Source organism: Variovorax saccharolyticus (assembly GCF_030316765.1).
Classification (GTDB): Bacteria; Pseudomonadota; Gammaproteobacteria; order Burkholderiales; family Burkholderiaceae_C; genus Variovorax; species Variovorax saccharolyticus.
This window is the reverse complement of record NZ_JASZYT010000001.1, coordinates 957,604-978,962: the sequence shown is the minus strand read 5'-3', so window position 1 is coordinate 978,962 and position 21,359 is coordinate 957,604. Positions and strand designations below refer to the sequence as shown.

Here is a 21,359-nt window from a genome sequence, read left to right as displayed (position 1 = left end):
TGAGCCAGGGCCGGAAAGGGCTGGCAGAAAAGTTAACCAAAGAGCCGCGTGACGTCGTTGAAGAGTGCGATCGACATCATGACCAGCAGCAGCGCGACACCGCCGCGCTGAAACCTTTCCATCCAGGCGTCGGAGACGCTCTTGCCGGTCAGGCCCTCCCAAAGATAATACATCAGGTGCCCGCCATCGAGGACCGGCAGCGGCATGAGGTTCAAGACCCCCAGGCTCACGCTGATCAGGGCCAGGAACACCATGTACTGGGTCAGTCCGAGACTGGCGGACTTGCCGGCGTAGTCGGCGATCGTGAGCGGTCCGCTGAGGTTCTTGAGCGAAGCCTCGCCGATCAGCATCTTGCCCATCATGCGCACGGTGAGCGCCGACACCTCCCAGGTCCGGACCACGCCGCGCCAGACGCCGTCCACCACGCCCTGGCGCACCAGCACCATTTCGGGCGGCGCTCCGACGAAGGCCCCGATGCGGCCGACCTTGCCCGTCGGCTCGTCGCGGACCTCCGGCGTGACCTCGATCTGGATCGACTGCCCGCCGCGCTCGACCTGCCAGGCCTGCGTGCGCGGCTGGCTGCCGTCGATCGAGGCGCGGATCTGCTCGCGCAGCTGCTGGCCGTCGACGATCGCGGTCGCGCCCACGGCCCGTACCAGGTCGCCGCTGCGCAGGCCGGCACGCTCGGCGGCGCTGGCGGGCATCACCTCGCCGATCTCGGGCCGGGTCATCGGCGAGATGACGCCGATCTTGCGGAACATCTGCGCATCCGCATCCTTGGCCTCGATGCGGCTCAGCGGCAGCACCAGTTCGCGCGCCGGACGACCGCGCTCGCCGGCGATCTCCAGCGTCAGGTCGCGGCCGTCGAGGGCGCCGCGGGTCATGCGCCAGCGCAGGTCCTCGAAGGATTGCACAGCCTCCAGCTGTCCTTCGAAGCCGGCCCGCGTGACGTGCTCGCCGCCCTGCAGCCCTGCCCGCTCGGCCAGCGAGGCCGCCACCGGACGGGCCAGCGTCGCCGCCGGCTCCTGGACGCCGATCCAGTTGACCAGCGTGTAGAGCACGACCGCCAGCAGCAGATTGGCGATCGGGCCGGCGGCCACGATCGCGGCGCGCGAGCGCAGCGGCTGGGTATTGAAGGCGCGATGCCGCTCCTCGGCCGGCACCGGACCTTCGCGCTCGTCGAGCATCTTCACGTAGCCGCCGAGCGGGAAGGCGCCGATCACGAACTCGGTGTTCTGGCCCGGATGCTGGCGCTTGGGCTGCCAGCGATAGAGGGTCTTGCCGAAACCGACGGAGAAGCGCAGCACCTTGACCCCGCAGGCGACCGCGACCCGGTAATGCCCGTATTCGTGCACGGCGATCAGCAGGCCGAGGGCGACGATGAAGGCAACGACTGTGAGCATCGGATTCCCCGGGGGTTGTACGGATCAGGCCGCGAAGCGGAGCGCCGCGGCACGGGCCGCGGCTCGCGCACTGGCGTCCAGGTCGAGCAAGTCCGCAAGCGACGAGGGCTTGGAGGGCAACACGCGCTCCAAAGTTTCCAGATTGACCGCATGAATGCGATCGAAACGCAGCCGCCGCTCGAGAAAGGCCTCGACCGCCACTTCGTTGGCGGCATTCAGCACCGCCGTGGTTCCGGGCGCGGCCCGCAGCGCATGCCATGCCAGGTGCAGTCCCGGGAAGCGGACCTCGTCCGCGGCCTCGAAAGTCAGGGCCGCCAGCAAGGCGAAATCCAGCTTGCCGGCTCCGCTCGCGATCCGCTCGGGCCAGGCCAGGCCGCAGGCGATCGGCACCCGCATGTCCGGCGTGCCGAGCTGCGCGATGACCGACGAGTCCTGGAACTGCACCATCGAATGGATGATCTGCTGCGGATGGATCACCACCTTGACCTGCTCGGGTGTCAGGTCGAACAGCCAGCGGGCCTCGATCACCTCGAGGGCCTTGTTCATCATGGTGGCGGAGTCGACGGAAATCTTGCGCCCCATCGAGAAATTCGGGTGCGCGCAGGCCTGCTCGGGCGTGATCTCGGCCAGCGTGGCGGGATCGCGTTGCCGGAACGGGCCGCCCGACGCGGTCAGCAGCACATGGTCGACCCGCTGGGCCCAGGTGCTGCGGTCCTCGGGCAGGCACTGGAAGATGGCCGAATGCTCGCTGTCGATCGGCAGCAGCGCGGCGCCGCCTTCGTGCACCGTGCGCATGAACAGCTCGCCGCCGACCACCAGCGCTTCCTTGTTGGCCAGCATCAGGCGCTTGCCGGCCCGCGCGGCCGCCAGGCAGGGGCCGAGCCCGGCGGCGCCGACGATGGCGGCCATCACGGAATCGGCCTGCTCGTGCGAGGCGATCTCCTCGATCGCGCCCTCGCCGCTCAGCACGCGCGTCGGCAGGCCGTTCGAGGCCAGCTTGTCGGCCAGCAGCGCCGCGTGCGGCGCGCTTGCCATCACGGCGAACTGCGGCGAAAAGCGCACGCACTGCGCGAACAGCTCGTCGACCCGGGTCGCCGCCGACAGGGCGAAAACCTCGAAGCGATCGGGATGGCGCGCGATCACGTCGAGCGTGCTGACGCCGACGGAGCCGGTCGAGCCGAGCACCGTGACGCGTTGTTTGACTGAATTCATAGGAAGGCCAGCATCATGGCGATCGGCAGCGTGGGCAGCAGCGCGTCGATCCGGTCGAGCACGCCGCCATGCCCGGGCAGCAGCGCGCTGCTGTCCTTGGCCCCGGCGCTGCGCTTGATCAGCGACTCGACCAGGTCGCCGACCACGCTCATCGCGGCCATGAAGACCACGCCGATCAGCAGCAGCCACCAGCCGCGCTCGGCCAGCCGTGTATAGAGGCTGGCGACCGACGCCTGGGCGGCGGAGTCGCCCCAGACCCAGGCCAGCGCGAGCACGACCACGCCGGCCATGCCGCCCCAGACGCCCTCCCAGCTCTTGCCGGGACTGATGGTCGGGGCCAGCTTGTTCCGGGTGAACTTGAGCCCGAAGGCACGGCCGGTGAAATACGCGAAAACGTCCGCGACCCAGACCAGCACCAGGATCGAGAGCAGGAAATTGATGCCCACGACCCGCGCCTGCACCGCCGCCAGCCAGGCCACCCACAGCGCGAGCAGGCCGCCGACCAGGCGCAGCCCCTTGGGCACGCGCGGCCAGCCCGGAACCGCCACGCGCAGCAGTGCGGCACCGCCCAGCACCCAGGCGGCACTGGCGGCGATCCAGACGCCGAGCAGCGGGCGCTCGAGCAGGCCGAGCCACCAGGACAGCGCGCACAGCAGCACCATCTCGGCGCCGAGGAACAGCGACAGGCGCGGACCGTAGTCGTTGAGGCCCCCCCACTCCCAGGCGGCAGCCCCGATCAGCGCCAGCATCACGCAGGCGAAGGGCACGTGCGAGGGATAGAAGAGCGCAGGCAGCAGGATCGCCAACAGGACGATCGCCGTGATGATGCGTTGCTTGAGCATGCGCTCAGGCGACCCGCTGGTCGCTCGAAGCCCCGGCGCCCAGCTGCTCGGACGTCTGGCCGTAGCGGCGCTCGCGGCGCTGGAACGCTGCGATGGCCTCGTCGAGCGCGGCCTCGTCGAACTCGGGCCACAGGCGGTCGCTGAAGAAGAGCTCGGCGTAGGCGCTCTGCCAGAGCAGGAAGTTCGACAGCCGCTGCTCGCCGCCGGTGCGGATGAACAGATCGGGGTCGGGCACGTGCGAGAGCGCCATCGCGGCGTCGAGGTTGGCCTCGGTCAGCGCCTCGCCGCGGGCTGCCAGCTGGGCGGCGGCGCGTGCGATGTCCCAGCGGCCGCCATAGTTGAAACAGACATTGAGCACGAGCCGGGAATTGTGCGCGGTCGCCGCTTCGGCCTGGACCAGGCCGGCGATCATCTTCTCGGACAGCCCGCCGCGCTCGCCGACGAAATGCAGCCGGACGCCGTCCTGGCTCAGCTTGGGCACCTCGCGGCCCAGCGCACCGACCATCAGGTCCATGAGGCCGGAGACTTCCTCGACTGGCCGGTTCCAGTTCTCGGACGAGAACGCGAAGACGGTGAGCACCCCGACGTTGCGCGCCACGCAGGCCTTGACGCAGCGCCTGAGCGACTCGACGCCCTGCTTGTGACCCGCCACACGCGGCAGGAAGCGGCGCGTCGCCCAGCGACCGTTGCCATCCATGACGATGGCGATGTGATGGGGAACCGCAGGGTCGCTGTGCTTCATGCGTAGAGGTGTTTCGGCCCTAGACGGCCATGATCTCGGCTTCCTTGGCGGTCACCAGGCGGTCGATTTCCGCGATGTGGCGGTCGGTGACCTTCTGGATCTCGGCCTCGGCCCGCTTCTGGTCGTCTTCCGAGGCCAGCTTGTCCTTGACCAGCTTCTTGATCGCATCGTTGGCGTCGCGGCGCAGATTGCGCGTCGCGATCTTGGCGCTCTCGCCTTCGTTGCGCACCAGCTTGGTCATTTCCTTGCGGCGCTCCTCGCTCATCGGCGGCAGCGGAACCCGGATCAGGTCGCCCATCGAGGCCGGATTCAGGCCCAGGTCGCTCTCGCGGATCGCCTTCTCGATCTTGGCGCCCATGCCCTTTTCCCAGGGCTGGACGCTGATGGTGCGCGAGTCGAGCAAGGCGACGTTCGCCACCTGCGACAGCGGCACCGAAGAGCCGTAGTAGTCGACGTGGATCGAATCCAGCAGGGCCGGGTTGGCGCGGCCGGTACGGATCTTGGTCAGGTTGTTCTGGAAGGCGGCGAGCGACTGGTTCATCTTGGCGTCGGTCGCACTGCGGATGTCTGCAATGGTCATGTATTCAATCTCCTCAAGCGTGCACGAGGGTGCCTTCGTCCTCGCCCATCACGACGCGCTTGAGCGCGCCGTTCTTGAAGATCGAGAACACCTTGATCGGCAGGTTCTGGTCGCGGCACAGCGCGAAGGCCGTGGCGTCCATGATGCCGAGGTTTTGTGCAATGGCTTCGTCGAAGCTCAGGTTGGTGTAGCGCGTTGCGCTCGGGTCCTTCTTGGGGTCGGCCGTGTAGACGCCGTCGACCTTGGTCGCCTTGAGCACCAGCTCGGCGCCGATCTCGGCACCGCGCAGCGCGGCCGCCGTGTCGGTCGTGAAGAAGGGGTTGCCGGTGCCGGCGGCGAAGATCACCACCTTGCCCTCTTCGAGGTACTGCAGGGCCTTCGGGCGCACATAGGGCTCGACCACCTGCTCGATCGCGATGGCGGACATCACGCGGGCGATCAGGCCCTGCTTGTTCATCGCGTCGGCCAGCGCCAGCGCGTTCATCACGGTGGCCAGCATGCCCATGTAGTCGGCGGTGGCGCGGTCCATGCCCACCGAGCCGCCGGCCACGCCGCGGAAGATGTTGCCGCCGCCGATCACGACCGCCACCTCGACGCCCATGTTCACGACCTCGGCCACCTCGCCCACCATGCGCACGATGGTCGCGCGGTTGATGCCGAAGGCGTCGTCGCCCATCAACGCCTCGCCCGACAGCTTCAACAAGATTCGCTTGTGGGCTGGGCGGGCTTCGGGCATGGGCGGTTCCTTTGAGATGAGCGGGTGCGAGTGTAAGACGTGACGGTGAAAATGCGGCAGCGCGTCACGTGCGCTGCCGCCCTGCGGCGTGACTCAGGCCGCAGCCTTGGCGGCGGCGACCTGCGCTGCCACTTCGGCCGCGAAGTCGTCGACCTTCTTTTCGATGCCTTCGCCGACGACGTAGAGCGTGAAGCCCTTGATCGAGGTGTTGGCAGCCTTGAGCATCTGCTCGACGGTCTGCTTGTCGTTCTTGACGAAAGGCTGGTTGTGCAGCGAGACCTCCTTGAGGTACTTCTGCACGCCGCCTTCGATGCGCTTGGCGACGATGTCGGCCGGCTGCGGCTGCTTGCCGGCGGCTTCGGCGACCTTGCGGTCTTCTTCGGCCTTGCCGGCGGCAACCGCGCGCTCTTTTTCGATCAGGTCGGCGGGCACGTCCGAGGCCGAGATCGCGACCGGCTTCATGGCGGCGATGTGCATCGCGACATCCTTGGCCGAGGTTTCGTCGCCTTCGAACTCGACCATCACGCCGATGCGCGTGCCGTGCAGGTACGAAGCCAGCTTGCCGTTGCCGGCGAAGCGCTTGAAGCGGCGGAAGCTCATGTTCTCGCCGATCTTGCCGATCAGGCCCTTGCGCACGTCTTCGAGCGTGGGGCCGAAGCCGTCCTGCTCGTAGGCCAGGGCGCCCAGCGCAGCCAGGTCGGCCGGGTTGTTCTTGGCGACCAGCATGGCGGCGGCGTTGGCCATCGCGAGGAAGCTGTCGTTCTTGGTGACGAAGTCGGTTTCGCAGTTGATCTCGATCATCGCGCCGGCATCGCCGTCGACGAACGCGGTGACCACGCCTTCGGCCGTGATGCGGCCCGAAGCCTTGCCGGCCTTGTTGCCGAGCTTGATGCGCAGCAGCTCTTCGGCCTTGTCCATGTTGCCGTCGGCCTCGGTCAGGGCCTTCTTGCATTCCATCATCGGGGCGTCGGTTTTTGCGCGCAGTTCGCCAACCATGCTTGCGGTGATCGTTGCCATGTGTGTACTCCGTTCGGTTTGTCAGTGGCGGCCGCCCCATCCGGCAGCCGCGAAAATCAGATTAAAAAAAAGGGGCAACAAAGCCCCTTCTTCAGGCTCGAGCGAGCTCGAATCAGGCCGAAGCGCCCTCTTCGACTTCGACGAATTCGTCGCCGCTGCCTTCGGCCACGGCCTTGACCACGTCGTTCACGCCGCTGTTGCGGCCTTCGATGATGGCGTCGGCGATGCCGCGGGCGTACAGCGTGACGGCCTTCGACGAGTCGTCGTTGCCCGGGATCACGTAGTCGATGCCTTCAGGCGAGTGGTTCGAGTCGACCACGCCGATCAGCGGGATGCCGAGCTTCTTGGCTTCGGCGACGGCGATCTTGTGGAAGCCCACGTCGATCACGAAGATGGCGTCGGGCAGCGCGGTCATGTCCTGGATGCCGCCGATGTCCTTTTCGAGCTTGGCGATCTCGCGCGAGAAGGTCAACTGCTCTTTCTTGCTCAGGCTGTCGAGGCCGGCTTCCTGCTGGGCCTTCATGTCCTTCAGACGCTTGATCGAGGTCTTGACGGTCTTGAAGTTGGTCAGCATGCCGCCGAGCCAGCGGGTGTCGACGAAGGGCACGCCGGCGCGACGGGCCTCAGCTGCCACGATTTCGCGGGCCTGGCGCTTGGTGCCGACCATCAGGATGGTGCCGCGGTTGGCGGTCAGCTGCTTGGCGTACTTCATCGCATCCTGGAACATCGGAAGCGACTTTTCCAGGTTGATGATGTGGATCTTGTTGCGATGGCCGAAGATGAACGGGGCCATCTTGGGGTTCCAGAAGCGGGTTTGGTGACCGAAATGGACACCGGCTTCCAGCATTTCGCGCATGGTGGTCGACATAAGGAATAACTCCAAAGGTTGGGTCTAAAATCCAGCCCGTTTTGCGTGGCTTTCCACTCGAGGAAGGCCTTGCAACACCTTGATTGGGCTGGTTTGCGGATGCGTCTCGCCTTGAGAAGACCTTAAGACCTGGATGGCCTGTAGCCTCTGGGCGAAACCCAAAGAGTATAGCACGCACCGCCCTTGCATCCCCTCTCCCCGACCGGCCACCCACACCATGCGACCCGACCTGCACGCCACCCGCCTCGCCCTGCTGGCGACCACCTCCGACGCGCGCACCGAAATGGAGCACAGCCTTGCCGCGGCCGTGTCGCCGGCCTGCGCGCACGCCTTCACCCGCACGATGCCGGACGAAGCCCGCCGGGACGCTGCCGCCGCGACGGCAGCCCAGCCGCTCGGCGGACTGGCGTTCTCGGCCAAGGACCTGTTCGACATCGCCGGCCAGCCGACCCCCGCCGGCTCGATCGTGCTGGCCCATGCGCCGGCGGCGCGCGCCGATGCGATCGCCGTGGCGCGCCTGCGCGCGGCCGGCGGAGCCCTGCTGGGCCGCACCAACATGACCGAGTTCGCCTTCTCCGGGGTCGGAGTCAATCCGCACCACGGCACACCGGCCAACCTCGCCGATCCGGCCACGCCGCGGATCCCGGGCGGCTCCTCGTCCGGCGCCGCGGTCTCGGTGGCCAGCGGAGCGGCTTTCATCGGCCTGGGCTCCGACACCGGAGGCTCGATCCGGATCCCGGCGGCGCTGAACGGCATCGTGGGCTTCAAGAGCACGGCGCGGCTGGTGCCGGCGCAAGGCGCCCTGCCCCTGTCGACCACTCTGGACACCGTCTGCGCCATGACGCGTTCGGTGCGCGACGCCGTGACGGCACACCAGATCCTCGCGGCGCGCCGGGTGACCGCCGGCGCGGCGCCGCTGGCCGCCTATAGGCTGGCCGTGTGCCGGAACCTGTTCCAGGACGGCCTCGACCCGGTCGTCGCCCGGGCCTTCGAGCGCACGCTGGGCCGGCTGGCCGCCGCCGGCGCCCGGATCGAGGAAATCGACCTGCCGCCGCTGGCCGACCTGCCGACGATCAACGCCAGCGGCGGCTTCTCGGCCGCCGAGGCCTATGCCTGGCACCGCCTGCTGCTGGAACGAAGCGGCGCCGGCTACGACCCGCGCGTGGCGCAGCGCATCATCAAGGGCGCGACCATGCGGGCGCACGAGTACATCGACCTGATCCATGCGCGGCGCAGCTGGATCGAGCGCATGGAGCAGCTGCTGTCGCCCTTCGACGCGATGCTGTCGCCCACCGTCCCGATCACGGCGCCGGCGATCGCCGATGTCGCCCCGGGCGAGGGGCGGGACGACGAGTTCTTCCGCGTCAATGCCCTGCTGCTGCGCAATCCCTCGGTGATCAACATGCTGGACGGCTGCGCCATCTCGCTGCCCTGCCAGGCCACGGACGAACTGCCGGTCGGGCTGATGGTCTGGCATGCCGCGCTTCACGACGATGCCGTGCTGGCCGTCGCGCTGCAGGCCGAACGGGCGCTATAAAGTCGCCAGGGTCGGCGCAGCCTGAACGGGCGCCGACCGACACCCTTCACCGCCAAAGAAACGAATGAAAATCGCGATCGTGGGAGCCGGGATCATCGGCGTCACCACTGCTTGGGAGCTGGCCTCCGACGGCCACGAGGTGGTTGTCTTCGAACGCCGCGGCGCCGCCGCCGAGGAATCGAGTTTTGCCAACGCGGGCGTGGTCGCCCCCGGCTACGTCACGCCCTGGGCCGGGCCCGGCATGCGCGGCAAGGTGCTGCGCTCGCTGCTGTCCACCCATGGCGCCATCAAGCTGCGCTGGCCACTGTCGTCCCGGGACATCGGGTTCATGGCGCGCTGGCAACGCGCCTGCAAGCTCGAGACCTACCTGGCCAACCGCTCCCGGATGCAGCGCCTGGCCTTCTACAGCCGCAACCGGCTGCACGAGATCAGCGAGGCCTGTGAACTCGAGTACGAGCGCAGCGACGGCTACATGGTGCTGCTGCGCTCCAAGCGCGAGAAGAAGCTGGTGCAGGCCGGGCTCGAAGTGCTGCGCGCGGCCGGCAGCAGCTTTCGCGAACTCGACGCCGACGAAGCGCGCAAGATCGAGCCGGCGCTCAGCACCGAGACCGCCCTGCATGGCGCCATCCACCTGCCGGACGACGAGGTCGCCAACTGCAGGCAGTTCGCGCTGCTGCTCAAGTGGGAGGCCGAGGCGCTCGGCGCCCAGTTCCATTTCAACTGCGACCTGGCGCCGCTGAACCGGTCGGCGCCGACCTCGCTGGCCCTCGCGGCGGGTTCCGAGGCCCATCGCTTCGATGCGGTGGTGGTCTGCGCCGGCGTCGACTCGGCCGCCCTGCTGAAGCCGCTGGGCCTGCGCATTCCGCTGGCGCCGGTGTACGGCCACTCGGTCAGCGCCCAGATCCGCGAGCCGCTCAATGCACCGCGCAGCGCCGTCATGGACGAGCGCTACAAGGTGGCCATCTCGCGGCTGGGCCTGCGCGTCCGGGTGGCGGGCAGCGCCGAGCTGGGCGGCTCCCAGGCGGCCCTGAATCCCGCGTCGCTGCGCACGCTCTACAAGGTGCTGCAGGACTGGTTCCCGGGCGCCGTGACCCTGCGCTCCGGCGTCCAGCAATGGAAGGGCGCACGCCCGATGCTGCCGGACGGCCCGCCGATCCTCGGCCCCAGCGGCGTGCCAGGCGTCTGGCTCAATCTCGGCCACGGTTCGAGCGGCTGGGCGCTGTCCTGCGGCAGCGCCCGCGTGGTGGCCGACTTGATCGGCGGCCGCGATGCCGGCGTCGACCTCGAAGGGCTCGGCATCGAGCGGCTGCTGCAACACTGAGGCCCCATGCAACGCGTCACCAGCGCCACCGCCGCCCGACTTTTCGACGTCGCAGCCACCCGGCGGATCGAGCAGGCCGCAGCTGCCGCCTTGCCGCCCCATGCCTTGATGCAGCGTGCCGGGCTGGCGGTCGCCCGCCTGGCGATGGCGATCGCACCGCGGGCGCGAACGATCTGGATCGCCTGCGGCCCCGGCAACAACGGCGGCGACGGCTTCGAGGCGGCAGCCCGCCTGCAGCAGCGCGGCTTCGCACCGATCGTCACCTGGCTCGGCGACGAGTCGCGGCTGCCGGCCGACGCCCGCGCCTCGCTGCAGCGCGCACGCGACGCCGGCGTGCGCTTCGCCGACGCACCGCCAGAGCGGCACGACCTGGCCATCGACGCCCTGCTCGGCATCGGCGCAACGCGGGCTCCCGAAGGCCGCATGCTCGATTGGCTGCAGCGCATGCATGCCGATCCGGCGCCGCTGCTGAGCGTGGACACGCCCTCGGGGCTGAACGCCGACACCGGCGCGCTGTCGTTCGCGCTCCCCGTCGCGGCGCCCGCCTCGGCCGGTCCCCGCCGCTACTGCCTCAGCCTGCTGACCTTGAAGCCCGGCCTCTTCACCGCCCAGGGCCGGGACGCCGCCGGCGAAGCCTGGTTCGAGGACCTTGGCGTCGAAGCTGGTGCCGAGGCGCCGGCCGCGCGCCTGACCGGGGCGCCGCCGACCAGCCGCCGGCGGGAGTCCTCCCACAAAGGCAGCTACGGCGATGTCGCGGTCATCGGCGGCGCGCCCGGCATGGCGGGCGCGGCGCTGCTTGCCGGTTCGGCGGCGCTCGCGGCCGGCGCGGGGCGTGTCTTCGTTGCCCCGCTGGACAGCGCCGTCGCGCCACTGGACCCGCTGCAGCCCGAACTGATGTTCCGCCGCCCCGAAGCGCTGGACCTCGGCGCGCTTACCGTGGTCTGCGGCTGCGGCGGCGGCGATGCGGTTGCCGAAGTGCTGCCGCGCGTGCTGGCCGAAGCCCGGATGCTGGTGCTCGATGCCGATGCGCTCAACGCGATCGCTGCCGACGCCGGCCTGCAGTCGCATCTGCAGGTGCGCCGGTCTGCGGGCCGCGTGACCGTCCTGACCCCCCACCCGCTCGAGGCGGCGCGCGTCATGAACGCCAGCACCGGCGAGGTCCAGGCCGACCGGCTCGGCGCGGCCACACGCCTGGCCGCACGCTTCGGTGCCGTGGTGGTCCTGAAAGGCTCCGGGACGGTGGTTGCTGCCATCGGCGAGCTGCCCGCGATCAACCCCAGCGGCAACGCGCGACTCGCGACCGCCGGCACCGGCGACGTGCTGGCGGGCATGGTCGGCGCCGCGCTGGCGGCCGGACGGCCGGCCCTCGCGGCAGCCTGCGAAGCGGTGTGGACCCACGGCGACCTGGCCGACCGCTGGCCCGCCGGCACGCCGCTCACCGCTGGCGCGCTGGCCCGCCGGCGTCCCGGGTCCTAGGCCGCTAGCCGCGCCCGACGAAGGGCATCTTGGTCGCCATGATCGTGTGGAACAGCACGTTGGCTTCGAGTGGCAGATTGGCCATGTAGAGCACCGACTGCCCGACGATCGCGACGTCGATCACCGGCTCGATGGCGATCTCGCCGCTGGCCTGCGGCACGCCCTTGGTCATGCGCGCGGCGAGCTCGGTCATTGCATTGCCGACGTCGACCTGGCCGACCGCGATGTCGTACTTGCGGCCATCGAGCGACGCGGTCTTGGTCAGGCCCTCCACCGCATGCTTGGTCGAGGTGTAGGCGATCGAGTTGGGACGCGGCGTGGTGGCCGAGATCGATCCGTTGTTGATGATCCGGCCGCCGCGCGGCGTCTGCGCCTTCATGGTCCTGAAGGCCTGCTGGATGCAGAAGAACATGCCGGTCAGGTTGATGTCGACCACGCCCTGCCATTGGTCGGGCGTCCAGTCCTCGAACGGGCCCGGCGGATTGCCGACGCCGGCGTTGTTGAACAGCAGGTCGACGCGGCCGAAGCGCTCGACCGCAGCCGCGAAAAGCGCCTTCACCGATTCCGCATCGGCCACATCGGTGGGCACGGCCAGCGCCCGCGCACCGGCGCCCGATTCCTTGGCGACATGCTCGAGCGGCTCCTGCCGACGTCCCGCGAGCACCACGCTCCAGCCATCGCCCAGCAACGCGAGCGCAGCCGCCCGGCCGATGCCGCTGCCGGCACCCGTGACGACCGCGATGCGGCCGGTCTTCTCTCCACTCATTCCTGGTCTCCTTGTGTTCAACGGCGCGGCTTGCGCCCCTTCATCTTGTTGGCTGCCTTCTTGACCGCGGTCCTGAAGGCCTGCATCGCCGATTGTGGCGCCGCTGCCGCGACCTGGTCCGTGCGTTCGGCACGCTCGGCACGTTCGGCACGCTCGTTGCGCTCCGCGCGCCCGACCGGTGCCTCGGCCTTGCTGCGCGAGCGCTTGGCCGAAGCCTTGGCCGGCGCGCCCGAGGGCGACGCGCCCTTGTCCTTCATGGCGCGGGCCGTCAGCTCCTCGCCTTCGCGCACCAGGCGGAAGTCGATCTTGCGGCCGTCGAGGTCGACCCGGCTCACCTGCACCCGGACCCGGGTGCCGATCGCATAGCGGATGCCGGTGCGCTCGCCGCGCAGTTCCTGGCGGTGCTCGTCGAACTTGAAGTACTCGCCGCCGAGTTCGGTGATGTGCACCAGGCCCTCGACATACATCGCATCGAGCGTGACGAAGATGCCGAAGGTGGTCGCGGCCGTGACCACGCCGCCGTACTCCTCGCCCAGGTGCTCGCGCATGTACTTGCACTTGAGCCAGGCCTCGACGTCGCGGCTGGCCTCGTCGGCGCGCCGTTCGTTGGCGCTGCAGTGCAGGCCCGCGGCCTCCCAGGCCAGGGTTTCCTTGGTCGGCGCGACCGTCGCCTTCTGCGGCTTGCTGGTCGGCGCCTTGACGCGCGAAGCCAGCCGCTTCGCCAGCTTGGCATGGGCCTCGCCCGGCGTCGGCAGCATCGGCAGCTGGTACTTGGTCTTGCCGAGGATGGCCTTGATCACGCGATGCACCAGCAGGTCGGGATAGCGGCGGATCGGGCTCGTGAAGTGCGTGTAGGCCTCGTAGGCCAGGCCGAAGTGGCCGCTGTTGATCGGCGTGTAGATGGCCTGCTGCATCGAGCGCAGCAGCATCGTGTGGATCTGCTGCGAATCGGGCCGGTCCTTGGTCGCCTCGGCGATCGCCTGGAACTCGCCCGGCTTCGGGTCGTCGGTGATCGACAGGCCCACGCCCATGGCCTTCAGGTAGCCGCGCAGGATTTCCTTCTTCTCGGGCGTCGGGCCCTCGTGCACGCGGTAGAGGCCCGGATGCTTGCCCTCGGCGATGAAGTCGGCGCTGCAGACGTTGGCCGCCAGCATCGCTTCCTCGATCAGGCGGTGTGCCTCGTTGCGGGTGCGCGGCACGATCTTCTCGATGCGGCCGGCGTCGTCGCAGATGATCTGCGTCTCGGTGGTCTCGAAGTCGACCGCTCCGCGTTTGGAGCGCTGGTTCAGCAGGGCCCGATAGACGTCGTGCAGGTTCAGCAGGTCCTTGACGCGGTCCTTGCGCTTCTGCGCCTCGGGGCCTCGGGTGTTGCCGAGGATCGCCGCCACCTCGGTGTAGGTGAAGCGCGCATGGCTCCACATCACCGCCGGGTAGAACTGGTAGGCGTAGATCTCGCCGTCGCCGGCGACGAGCATGTCGCACACCATGCACAGGCGCTCCACTTCGGGGTTCAGCGAGCACAGGCCGTTCGACAGCTTCTCCGGCAGCATCGGAATGACACGGCGCGGAAAGTAGACGCTGGTCGCGCGTTCGTAGGCATCGATGTCGATCGCCGAGCCGGTCTTCACATAGGCGCTGACGTCGGCGATCGCGACCAGCAGGCGCCAGCCCTTGCCGCGGCCCACCTTCGCGGGCTCGCAGTACACGGCATCGTCGAAGTCGCGCGCGTCTTCGCCGTCGATGGTGACCAGCGGCACGTCGGTGAGGTCGATGCGGCCGTGCTTGTCGGCCGGACGCACCTTGTCGGGAATCGCCTTCGCTTCGGCCAGGCAGGCCTCCGAGAACTCGTGCGGCACGCCGTACTTGCGCACCGCGATCTCGATCTCCATGCCCGGGTCGTCGATCTCGCCGAGCACTTCCTTGACGCGCCCGACCGGCTGGCCGAACAGCGCCGGCGGCTCGGTGAGCTGCACCACAACCACCTGCCCGACCTTGGCGGTGCCGGTCGCGCCCTTGGGGATCAGGACATCCTGCCCGTAGCGCTTGTCCTCGGGGGCGACGAGCCAGACGCCGCCTTCGTGCAGCAGCCGGCCGATGATCGGCTGCTCGGGCCGCTCGATGATCTCGACCACGCGGCCCTCGGGGCGGCCGCGCCGATCCTGGCGCACGATCCGCGCCTTGACGCGGTCCTTGTGCAGCACCGCGCGCATCTCGTTGGGGGGCAGATAGATGTCGGCTTCGCCGTCATCGCGTTGTACGAAACCGTGTCCATCGCGGTGTCCTTGCACCGAACCTTCAATTTCATCCAGCAAGCCGCTGGGATGGCCAATATTTTTGATATGATCTCCTTCGTTCCTGAAATTCAAAACCTGCTGCAAGGATTCATTCCAAGCAGCATGTGGGCCCAGATGGCGGAATTGGTAGACGCACTAGTTTCAGGTACTAGCGAGTAACATCGTGGAGGTTCGAGTCCTCTTCTGGGCACCATAACTGATACAAGCAGACCCCGGCGAATCAATGATTCACCGGGGTTTTTTGTTGCCTGCACGCATTGCACGTCCACGGCCTCCATCGCGCCTAGAGACTGATCCACGCGCCCCATTGTGCGCTTCTCCCCTGACAGCCGGATGCAGATCGCACCTGCCCATGTCGCGACACGGGCCAAGGGCAACGGCGCGCGGATCGAGACCAGGCTCGAGGCCGCAGCCGAGAAAACGGATTCAGAGAGGTGGGACAGTTTGCGACGGATGAAGTGGTGCAATGACCCGCTGGCCGAAGAGCGCGTGGCCTGGAATCGGCCAGTGGATCGGATGCAGTCTAGCGCAGGATCGCACCGCCGCTGCCTCGAAACTTGCGCCATCCGCCCGCTCCCGGCCTCGGGCAGAATTCCGCGAAGCCCTCAACCCGGTCCCCTGGATGCCACAAGTCAAAGTCACCGTCATCAACCTCAGCGGCCAGCCTCAGCTGGTGCATGTCTTCGACACGCTCAACGGCGGCACACGCCCGGTCGAAGGCAACCCCTTCGAGCTGTCGAACGGACAACGTTCGGCGGCCTTCGACGTCAACGCCGATGCGCGCGGGCGGGGCATCCTCGCCTTTCGCAGCCGAAGCGGCATCGTGCGCACCGGCATCGAGGTGACGGACGGCAGCGCCGTCGAGATCCGCTAGCACTTGGCCGCATGCATCTTCACGGTGCAGAATCGGCCAAGCCCCCTCTTCAACCCCTTCTCTGTCAGGCAGCCTCGCCATGCGTTTGAAACTGGGCCTTGCGGCCATCGTTCTCCTTGCTTCGGCAAACACCTCCTTCGCCCAGGCCGCCGAACCGACCGACGCCGCCAGCTGCAAGGCCGAAGAAGCCACGCTCGAGCAGAGCATCGCCCAGGCGCGGGCCCGGGGCCAGATGCTGCGGCGCCGCCAGCTCACCGAATCCCTGGCCGTGCTGCAGGGCCACTGCGAGGCCCTGGCTGCAGCCAAGGACCCGGCGACGCAGATCAAACGGCAGGAGCAGGAAGTCCAGCAGCTGCGACTCGAGCTCGAACGCGCCGAGGCCCAGCTTCGCAAGCTCAAGGCCGCGAAGTCCTGAGACTTCAGCGGGCCAGCAAGATCGGCAGCCGGGCCTCGAACACGGTGCCGGAGTCGGCAGCGGAACGCACGGTCAGCTCGCCGCCATGGGCCTTGGCGATCTGGGCGCAGATATAGAGGCCCAGGCCGAGACCGCCGCCCGGCTTGCTGTTGTGCGGCCGCCAGTACGGCTCGAACACCATCGCAAGGTTCTCGGGCCGGATCGGCTCGCCCTCGTTGGCCACCCTGAGCACCAGCACCTGGTCTTCGATGAGCGCGCCGACCCGCACCGGGCGGTCGGCCGCACCGTAGGTCAGCGCATTGCCCAGCAGGTTCGACAGCAGCTGCTGCATGCGCCCGCGGTCGCATCGGACCGCGCGATCGATCGCGATGCTTTCCGTCACGCCGCGCTCCGGGTTGGCCTCCCGCGCCTCGGCCACGACATCGCGCAGATAGCTCGCCAGGTCAGGCACTTCGAGCGCTTCGATGCCCATGCCGGAGCCCAGCCGCCCGCGCGCGAAATCGAGCACGTCGTCGATCAGCTTCGACATGCGCCGCGCCGTGGCGCGCAGCCGCGTGCCGAGCGCGACCATCTGCGGCTCGGCGCTGCTGCGGACCATCAGTTCGGCGGTGGCGCCGACCGCCGCCAGCGGATTGCGCAGGTCATGCCCGAGCACGGCGATGAACTGCTCGCGCAGGTCGGCCGTGGCGCGCTCGAGCGCCAACGCGTTCTCGACCTCGATCTGGTGATCCTCGCTCTCGAGCTGCAGCGCGATCAGGTCGGCGAACACCTTGAACATGGTCACCGTGCGCGGGTCGGACACGGTCCTGGGCCGCGGGTCGATCGCACACAGGTTGCCGAAGTAGTCGCCGCCCGGCCGAATGATCGGCACCGAGATGTAGCTCTCGATGTTGTAGAGCCTGGGGGTGTGGTGCTGGGCATACACCGGGTCCCGGCTGGCGTGGTCGATCACCACCGGCTCCCGCGCAGCGCGTGCCTCGCGGCACAGCGTGGTCCGCACGTCGAGCTGGCCGCCCGACGCCAGTCCGAACTGGATGTCGTCCTGCACCGCGCAGGCGGTCCAGGAGCCGTCGGTGACCCTGGCGACGGCGGCGAAGCCCATTCCGGTGTTCTGGCAAACCAGCTTCAGCAGCGAGGGCACCGCGCTGATCCGGCCCACGGCCGCCACGTCGCGGGCGATGTCCCGCGGGTCGTCGCTGTTGCCGGGCCGCTTCACTTCGACGGTGTCAGATGGGCAGCGCGATCAGGTCGTGCCCCTCGGCACCGACGATGCGGGCCCGGGTGAACTCGCCCACCTTCAGCGTCTTGCTGATCTTCTCGGGCGGCAGCAGCCGCACGATGCCGTCGATCTCGGGCGCGTCGGCGTAGGTGCGGCCGACGCCGCCCTTGCGGCCCAAGGCCGGCGCCGAATCGACCAGCACCTGCATGGTGGCGCCGATGCGCTCGCGCAGCTTGGCGATCGAGACCGCCTCGGCGACTTCCATGAAGCGCGCACGGCGGGCCTCGCGCTCCGCCTCCGGCAGCATGCCCGGGATCTCGTTGGCGGCGGCGCCCTGCACCGGGCTGTAGGCGAAGCAGCCGGCACGATCGATGCCGGCTTCGCGGATGAAGTCGAGCAGGTGCTCGAACTCGGCTTCGGTCTCGCCCGGGAAGCCGGCGATGAAGGTGCTGCGGATCACCAGTTCGGGGCAGACCTCGCGCCAGCGAGCGATGCGCTCGAGGTTCTTCTCGCCGCTGGCCGGTCGCTTCATGCGCTTGAGCACGTCCGGATGGCTGTGCTGCAGCGGCACGTCGAGGTAGGGCAGCACCTGGCCGCTGGCCATCAACGGGATGACCTCGTCGACGCTCGGGTAGGGATACACGTAGTGCAGACGCACCCAGGCGCCGTAGGGCTCGGCGATCTCGCCCAGCGTGCGCACCAGCTCGAGCATGCGGGTCTTGACCGGCTTGCCGTCCCAGAACCCGGTGCGGTACTTGAGGTCGACGCCGTAGGCGGAAGTGTCCTGGCTGATCACCAGGAGCTCGCGCACACCGCCTTCGAACAGCGCCTTGGCCTCCGACAGCACGTCGCCGACCGGCCGCGAGACCAGGTCGCCGCGCATCGACGGGATGATGCAGAAGGTGCAGCGGTGGTTGCAGCCCTCGCTGATCTTGAGGTAGGCGTAGTGCCGAGGCGTCAGCTTGAGCCCGGCGATGCCGAAGGTGTGCGGGACCAGGTCGATGAAGGGGTCGTGCGGCTTCGGCAGGTTGGCGTGCACCGCGTCCATGACCTCCTGGGTGGCATGGGGGCCGGTCACCGCCAGCACGCTGGGGTGCATCTGGCGCACCAGGTTGCCGCCCGCATCGCCCGTCTTGGCGCCCAGGCAGCCGGTGACGATCACGCGGCCGTTCTCGGCCAGCGCCTCGCCGATGGTGTCGAGGCTTTCCTTGACCGCATCGTCGATGAAGCCGCAGGTGTTGACGATCACGAGGTCGGCGCCCTCGAAGGTCTTGGAGGTCTGATAGCCCTCGGCGCTCAGCTGGGTCAGGATCAGCTCGGAATCGGTCAGGGCCTTGGGGCAGCCCAGGCTCACGAAGCCGACTTTGGGTGCCGCCGGCGCGGCGGTTCGTTCAGGGGAGGCAACTTCGCTCATATCCCCCTATTGTCCCAGCTATCGGGCGCCGGGGCTCGTTCAGGGACGTTTCAGGCCGAAAGCGCCCAGGACCTGCTCGGTATTCTTCTGCATCTGCTCCTGCATCTGCAGGAACACGTTCTTGGACTGCTCGACGTAGTTGCCCATCAGGCCCTGGAGCACCGGCGACTGCGCCGCCATGAACCTGGACCACATCTCGGGGGTCAGGCCCTCGGCCTTCTCGCTCAGCTGGGCCTGGACCTCGGACATTGCCTGGATGTTCTTTTCGAGGTAGGGCCCCATGTAGCTCTGCATCGCCTGGCCATAGAAACGGATGATGCTCGCCAGCACCTGCTCGGTGAACATCGGCGCGCCGCCGGCCTCTTCCTCGAGGATGACCTGCAAAAGGATGCTGCGCGTGAGATCGTCGCCGCTCTTGGCGTCGCGGACCACGAACGAGGCCTTGTTCATGACCAGCTGCTTGATCTCGGCAAGCGTGATGTAGCTGGAGGTTTCCGTGTCGTAGAGCCTTCGGTTGGGATACTTCTTGATCACCCGCTGGGCCGGCTTGGGGCCGGACTTCTTGCTCTGCACTAGGAACTCCTTCTGGTTGGGCGCCAAAGGGCGCGAGCAATTCTAGGGAGCGGCTTTGCTGCGCCGCGCCAAGGTTTACCCTGACCGGGATTTCCAAGGGTGCGGCCCGAGCCGCTAGTCGAGCGTGGTGGCGTATTCCGCGCCGCAGACCTTGCAGCCGCCCGACTCCGGGCGATCGTCGGTGGCGCCGCGGTACTGCAGCGGGCTCTTGATGCCGTGGAACACCCAGCAGCGGGGGCAATGCTCCTGCCCCGCCAGCGGCAGGTAGCCGCGGGCCCGCTGCTCGGCCCGTTCCCGCGTGACCGGCACGCCCTGGCGCACGGTACGCGCCACGTCTTCGGCGGCCATGGTGCCCGCCCGGCCGTTGGCACGGTCGTTGAGCCCGTAGACCACCCGCGCGAACTCGAGCGGTGCCTGGCGCACCAGCGCTGCGATGCGGAGTTCTTCGAGCGAAGAATCAATCTCGGCCGCGGGGGTGTTCATCGGTTGACTGGATCGGATGCGGTTGAAGGAATCGGAGGGTCAAGTTACCACAACTGAAGTCGGGCCTGCCAGTCGCCGAATGCCATAGTCCCCCCGCGCCATCCAGGCTCCCGGATCGGAATATTCCCTTCGGACTGCTGGATGTATCGCGCAGACGCTCCGGCGCATTCACCCCAGAATCGCCGCTCCTGACCATGGCCGGATGACACCGCAAGATGAAATACAAATCGCTCGAGGATTTCCTGAACTGCGCGCAGGCGCGCAACCCCTCCCAGCCCGAATACCTGCAAGCCATCGCCGAAGTGATGAAGAGCCTCTGGCCCTACATCGAGAAGCATCCCAGGTACGCCACGCACGGCCTGCTCGATCGGCTGATCGAACCCGAACGGGTGCTGATCTTCAGGGTCTCGTGGGTCGACGACAGCGGTGAGGTCCAGGTGAACCGCGGCTACCGCGTGCAGCACAGCGCCGCGATCGGCCCCTACAAGGGCGGCCTGCGCTTCCATCCTTCGGTCAATCTCTCGATCCTGAAATTCCTCGCCTTCGAGCAAACCTTGAAGAACGCCCTCACCACCCTGCCCATGGGCGGCGGCAAGGGCGGCTCCGACTTCGATCCCAAGGGACGCAGCCCGGGCGAGGTCATGCGCTTCTGCCAGGCCTTCGTGAGCGAGCTGTTCCGCCACATCGGCGCCGACCGCGATGTGCCGGCCGGCGACATCGGCGTCGGGGCCCGCGAGATCGGCTTCATGGCCGGGATGATGAAGAAGCTCAGCAACGGCGCCGACTGCGTCTTCACCGGCAAGGGCCTGAGCTTCGGCGGCTCGCTGATGCGCCCCGAGGCGACCGGCTATGGCACGGTCTATTTCGCCGAGGAGATGCTGCGGCAGAAAGGGCTTGGCCTGGAAGGCCTGCGGGTCAGCGTGTCCGGTTCGGGCAACGTGGCGCAGTTCGCGGTCGAGAAGGCCATGTCGCTGGGCGCCAGGGTGCTGACCGTCTCCGACTCCAGCGGCACGGTGGTCGACGCCGACGGCTTCACGCCGGCCAAGCTCGCGCAGCTGATGGAGGTCAAGAACCGGCACTACGGCCGCGTGGCCGACTACGCCGCGCAGGTCGGCGCCGAGTTCCTGCCCGGGCGCCGGCCCTGGCAGGTGCCGGTCGATCTCGCCCTGCCCTGCGCGACGCAGAACGAGCTCGATGCAGAGGACGCGGCCACGCTGATCGCGAACGGCGTCATGTGCGTCGCCGAGGGCGCGAACATGCCCTCCACGATCGAGGCCATCGAACTGTTCGAGAAAAAGGGCGTGCTGTTCGCTCCCGGCAAGGCCAGCAACGCCGGTGGCGTCGCGACCTCCGGCCTCGAGATGAGCCAGAACGCGATGCGCATCTCGTGGCCACGCGAGGAAGTCGATGCCCGCCTGCGCTCGATCATGCGCAGCATCCACGACGACTGCATGCGCCACGGCCGCCGGGCAGACGGCACGGTGAGCTATGTCGACGGTGCCAACGTCGCAGGCTTCGTCAAGGTGGCCGACGCGATGCTGGCGCAGGGCGTGATCTGACGCCGCGCGCGATCCGTCCCGGTCGATC

Annotated in this window: 20 protein-coding genes and 1 tRNA gene; 7 read left to right on the top strand and 14 right to left on the bottom strand. The window is 68.3% G+C overall.

Translation table 11 applies throughout. The features are described 5' to 3' along the window. Positions 1-32 precede the first annotated feature (32 nt). The 8 genes from rseP to rpsB form a co-directional block, all read right to left on the bottom strand. Complete coding sequence (gene rseP / locus QTI45_RS04835; protein WP_286653656.1) at positions 33-1,403, bottom strand: RIP metalloprotease RseP; 1,371 nt, start codon at positions 1,401-1,403, stop codon at positions 33-35. Positions 1,404-1,427: 24 nt separating this feature from the next. Beyond that, entirely contained in the window at positions 1,428-2,615 is a 1,188-nt protein-coding gene (gene ispC, locus QTI45_RS04830) for a 1-deoxy-D-xylulose-5-phosphate reductoisomerase (protein WP_286653655.1), read from the bottom strand. Then, positions 2,612-3,457, bottom strand: coding sequence for a phosphatidate cytidylyltransferase (locus QTI45_RS04825; RefSeq protein ID WP_286653654.1), 846 nt, complete (start codon positions 3,455-3,457; stop codon positions 2,612-2,614). Before QTI45_RS04825 ends, ispC begins: the two co-directional genes overlap by 4 nt. 4 nt (positions 3,458-3,461) lie before the next feature. Continuing rightward, on the bottom strand, positions 3,462-4,199 hold the full coding sequence (gene uppS, locus QTI45_RS04820) for a polyprenyl diphosphate synthase (protein WP_286367607.1): 738 nt from the start codon (positions 4,197-4,199) through the stop codon (positions 3,462-3,464). Between the two features lie 19 nt (positions 4,200-4,218). After that, a complete protein-coding gene (gene frr / locus QTI45_RS04815) occupies positions 4,219-4,779 on the bottom strand; it encodes a ribosome recycling factor (protein WP_286367606.1) in 561 nt (186 codons plus the stop codon). A gap of 13 nt (positions 4,780-4,792) precedes the next feature. Next, positions 4,793-5,515 (bottom strand): UMP kinase, encoded by a 723-nt coding sequence (pyrH, locus tag QTI45_RS04810; RefSeq protein WP_286367605.1) that lies wholly within the window; start codon positions 5,513-5,515, stop codon positions 4,793-4,795. A gap of 93 nt (positions 5,516-5,608) precedes the next feature. After that, positions 5,609-6,532 (bottom strand): translation elongation factor Ts, encoded by a 924-nt coding sequence (gene tsf / locus QTI45_RS04805; RefSeq protein ID WP_286367604.1) that lies wholly within the window; start codon positions 6,530-6,532, stop codon positions 5,609-5,611. A gap of 112 nt (positions 6,533-6,644) precedes the next feature. Continuing rightward, the gene (gene rpsB / locus QTI45_RS04800; protein WP_286367603.1) at positions 6,645-7,400 is read right to left on the bottom strand and encodes a 30S ribosomal protein S2; all 756 of its coding nucleotides are present in this window, start codon (positions 7,398-7,400) and stop codon (positions 6,645-6,647) included. A 217-nt stretch (positions 7,401-7,617) separates the two neighbouring features. On the opposite strand from rpsB, the gene QTI45_RS04795 reads away from it, so the two are divergent. From QTI45_RS04795 to QTI45_RS04785, 3 genes are all read left to right on the top strand, one after another. Beyond that, positions 7,618-8,937 (top strand): amidase, encoded by a 1,320-nt coding sequence (locus QTI45_RS04795; protein ID WP_286653653.1) that lies wholly within the window; start codon positions 7,618-7,620, stop codon positions 8,935-8,937. Positions 8,938-9,001: 64 nt separating this feature from the next. Then, positions 9,002-10,258 carry a D-amino acid dehydrogenase gene (locus QTI45_RS04790; RefSeq protein ID WP_286367601.1) on the top strand — a complete coding sequence of 419 codons (1,257 nt, stop codon included), beginning with the start codon at positions 9,002-9,004 and terminating at the stop codon, positions 10,256-10,258. Positions 10,259-10,264: 6 nt separating this feature from the next. Further along, entirely contained in the window at positions 10,265-11,734 is a 1,470-nt protein-coding gene (locus QTI45_RS04785; protein ID WP_286653652.1) for an NAD(P)H-hydrate dehydratase, read from the top strand. A 4-nt stretch (positions 11,735-11,738) separates the two neighbouring features. Here the strand turns inward: QTI45_RS04785 and QTI45_RS04780 are convergent, their stop codons facing one another. Together QTI45_RS04780 and rnr are read right to left on the bottom strand one after the other, a co-directional pair. Beyond that, positions 11,739-12,500, bottom strand: a complete 762-nt coding sequence (locus QTI45_RS04780; protein ID WP_286653651.1) for an SDR family oxidoreductase — start codon at positions 12,498-12,500, stop codon at positions 11,739-11,741. 17 nt (positions 12,501-12,517) lie between these two features. Then, positions 12,518-14,812, bottom strand: a complete 2,295-nt coding sequence (rnr, locus tag QTI45_RS04775; protein ID WP_286653650.1) for a ribonuclease R — start codon at positions 14,810-14,812, stop codon at positions 12,518-12,520. Positions 14,813-14,902: 90 nt separating this feature from the next. Here rnr and QTI45_RS04770 point away from each other — a divergent pair. The 3 genes from QTI45_RS04770 to QTI45_RS04760 all read left to right on the top strand — a co-directional run bounded on the left by QTI45_RS04770 (position 14,903) and on the right by QTI45_RS04760 (position 16,083). Beyond that, positions 14,903-14,987: transfer RNA gene (locus QTI45_RS04770), tRNA-Leu, on the top strand. A 429-nt stretch (positions 14,988-15,416) separates the two neighbouring features. After that, positions 15,417-15,668, top strand: coding sequence for a hypothetical protein (locus QTI45_RS04765; protein ID WP_286653649.1), 252 nt, complete (start codon positions 15,417-15,419; stop codon positions 15,666-15,668). Between the two features lie 79 nt (positions 15,669-15,747). Beyond that, on the top strand, positions 15,748-16,083 hold the full coding sequence (locus QTI45_RS04760) for a DUF1090 family protein (RefSeq protein WP_286653648.1): 336 nt from the start codon (positions 15,748-15,750) through the stop codon (positions 16,081-16,083). A gap of 4 nt (positions 16,084-16,087) precedes the next feature. On the opposite strand, the gene QTI45_RS04755 is transcribed toward QTI45_RS04760, so the two are convergent. The 4 genes from QTI45_RS04755 to QTI45_RS04740 form a co-directional block, all read right to left on the bottom strand. Continuing rightward, positions 16,088-17,299 carry a GAF domain-containing sensor histidine kinase gene (locus QTI45_RS04755; RefSeq protein ID WP_286653647.1) on the bottom strand — a complete coding sequence of 404 codons (1,212 nt, stop codon included), beginning with the start codon at positions 17,297-17,299 and terminating at the stop codon, positions 16,088-16,090. A gap of 10 nt (positions 17,300-17,309) precedes the next feature. Beyond that, positions 17,310-18,716, bottom strand: a complete 1,407-nt coding sequence (gene rimO, locus QTI45_RS04750; RefSeq protein ID WP_286367594.1) for a 30S ribosomal protein S12 methylthiotransferase RimO — start codon at positions 18,714-18,716, stop codon at positions 17,310-17,312. A gap of 39 nt (positions 18,717-18,755) precedes the next feature. Next, entirely contained in the window at positions 18,756-19,289 is a 534-nt protein-coding gene (gene phaR, locus QTI45_RS04745; RefSeq protein WP_444813095.1) for a polyhydroxyalkanoate synthesis repressor PhaR, read from the bottom strand. Between the two features lie 114 nt (positions 19,290-19,403). Continuing rightward, positions 19,404-19,772: a hypothetical protein gene (locus QTI45_RS04740; RefSeq protein WP_286367592.1), complete on the bottom strand. Its 369-nt coding sequence runs from the start codon at positions 19,770-19,772 to the stop codon at positions 19,404-19,406. 215 nt (positions 19,773-19,987) lie between these two features. On the opposite strand from QTI45_RS04740, the gene gdhA reads away from it, so the two are divergent. Further along, positions 19,988-21,331: an NADP-specific glutamate dehydrogenase gene (gene gdhA / locus QTI45_RS04735; protein WP_286653646.1), complete on the top strand. Its 1,344-nt coding sequence runs from the start codon at positions 19,988-19,990 to the stop codon at positions 21,329-21,331. Positions 21,332-21,359: the final 28 nt, after the last annotated feature.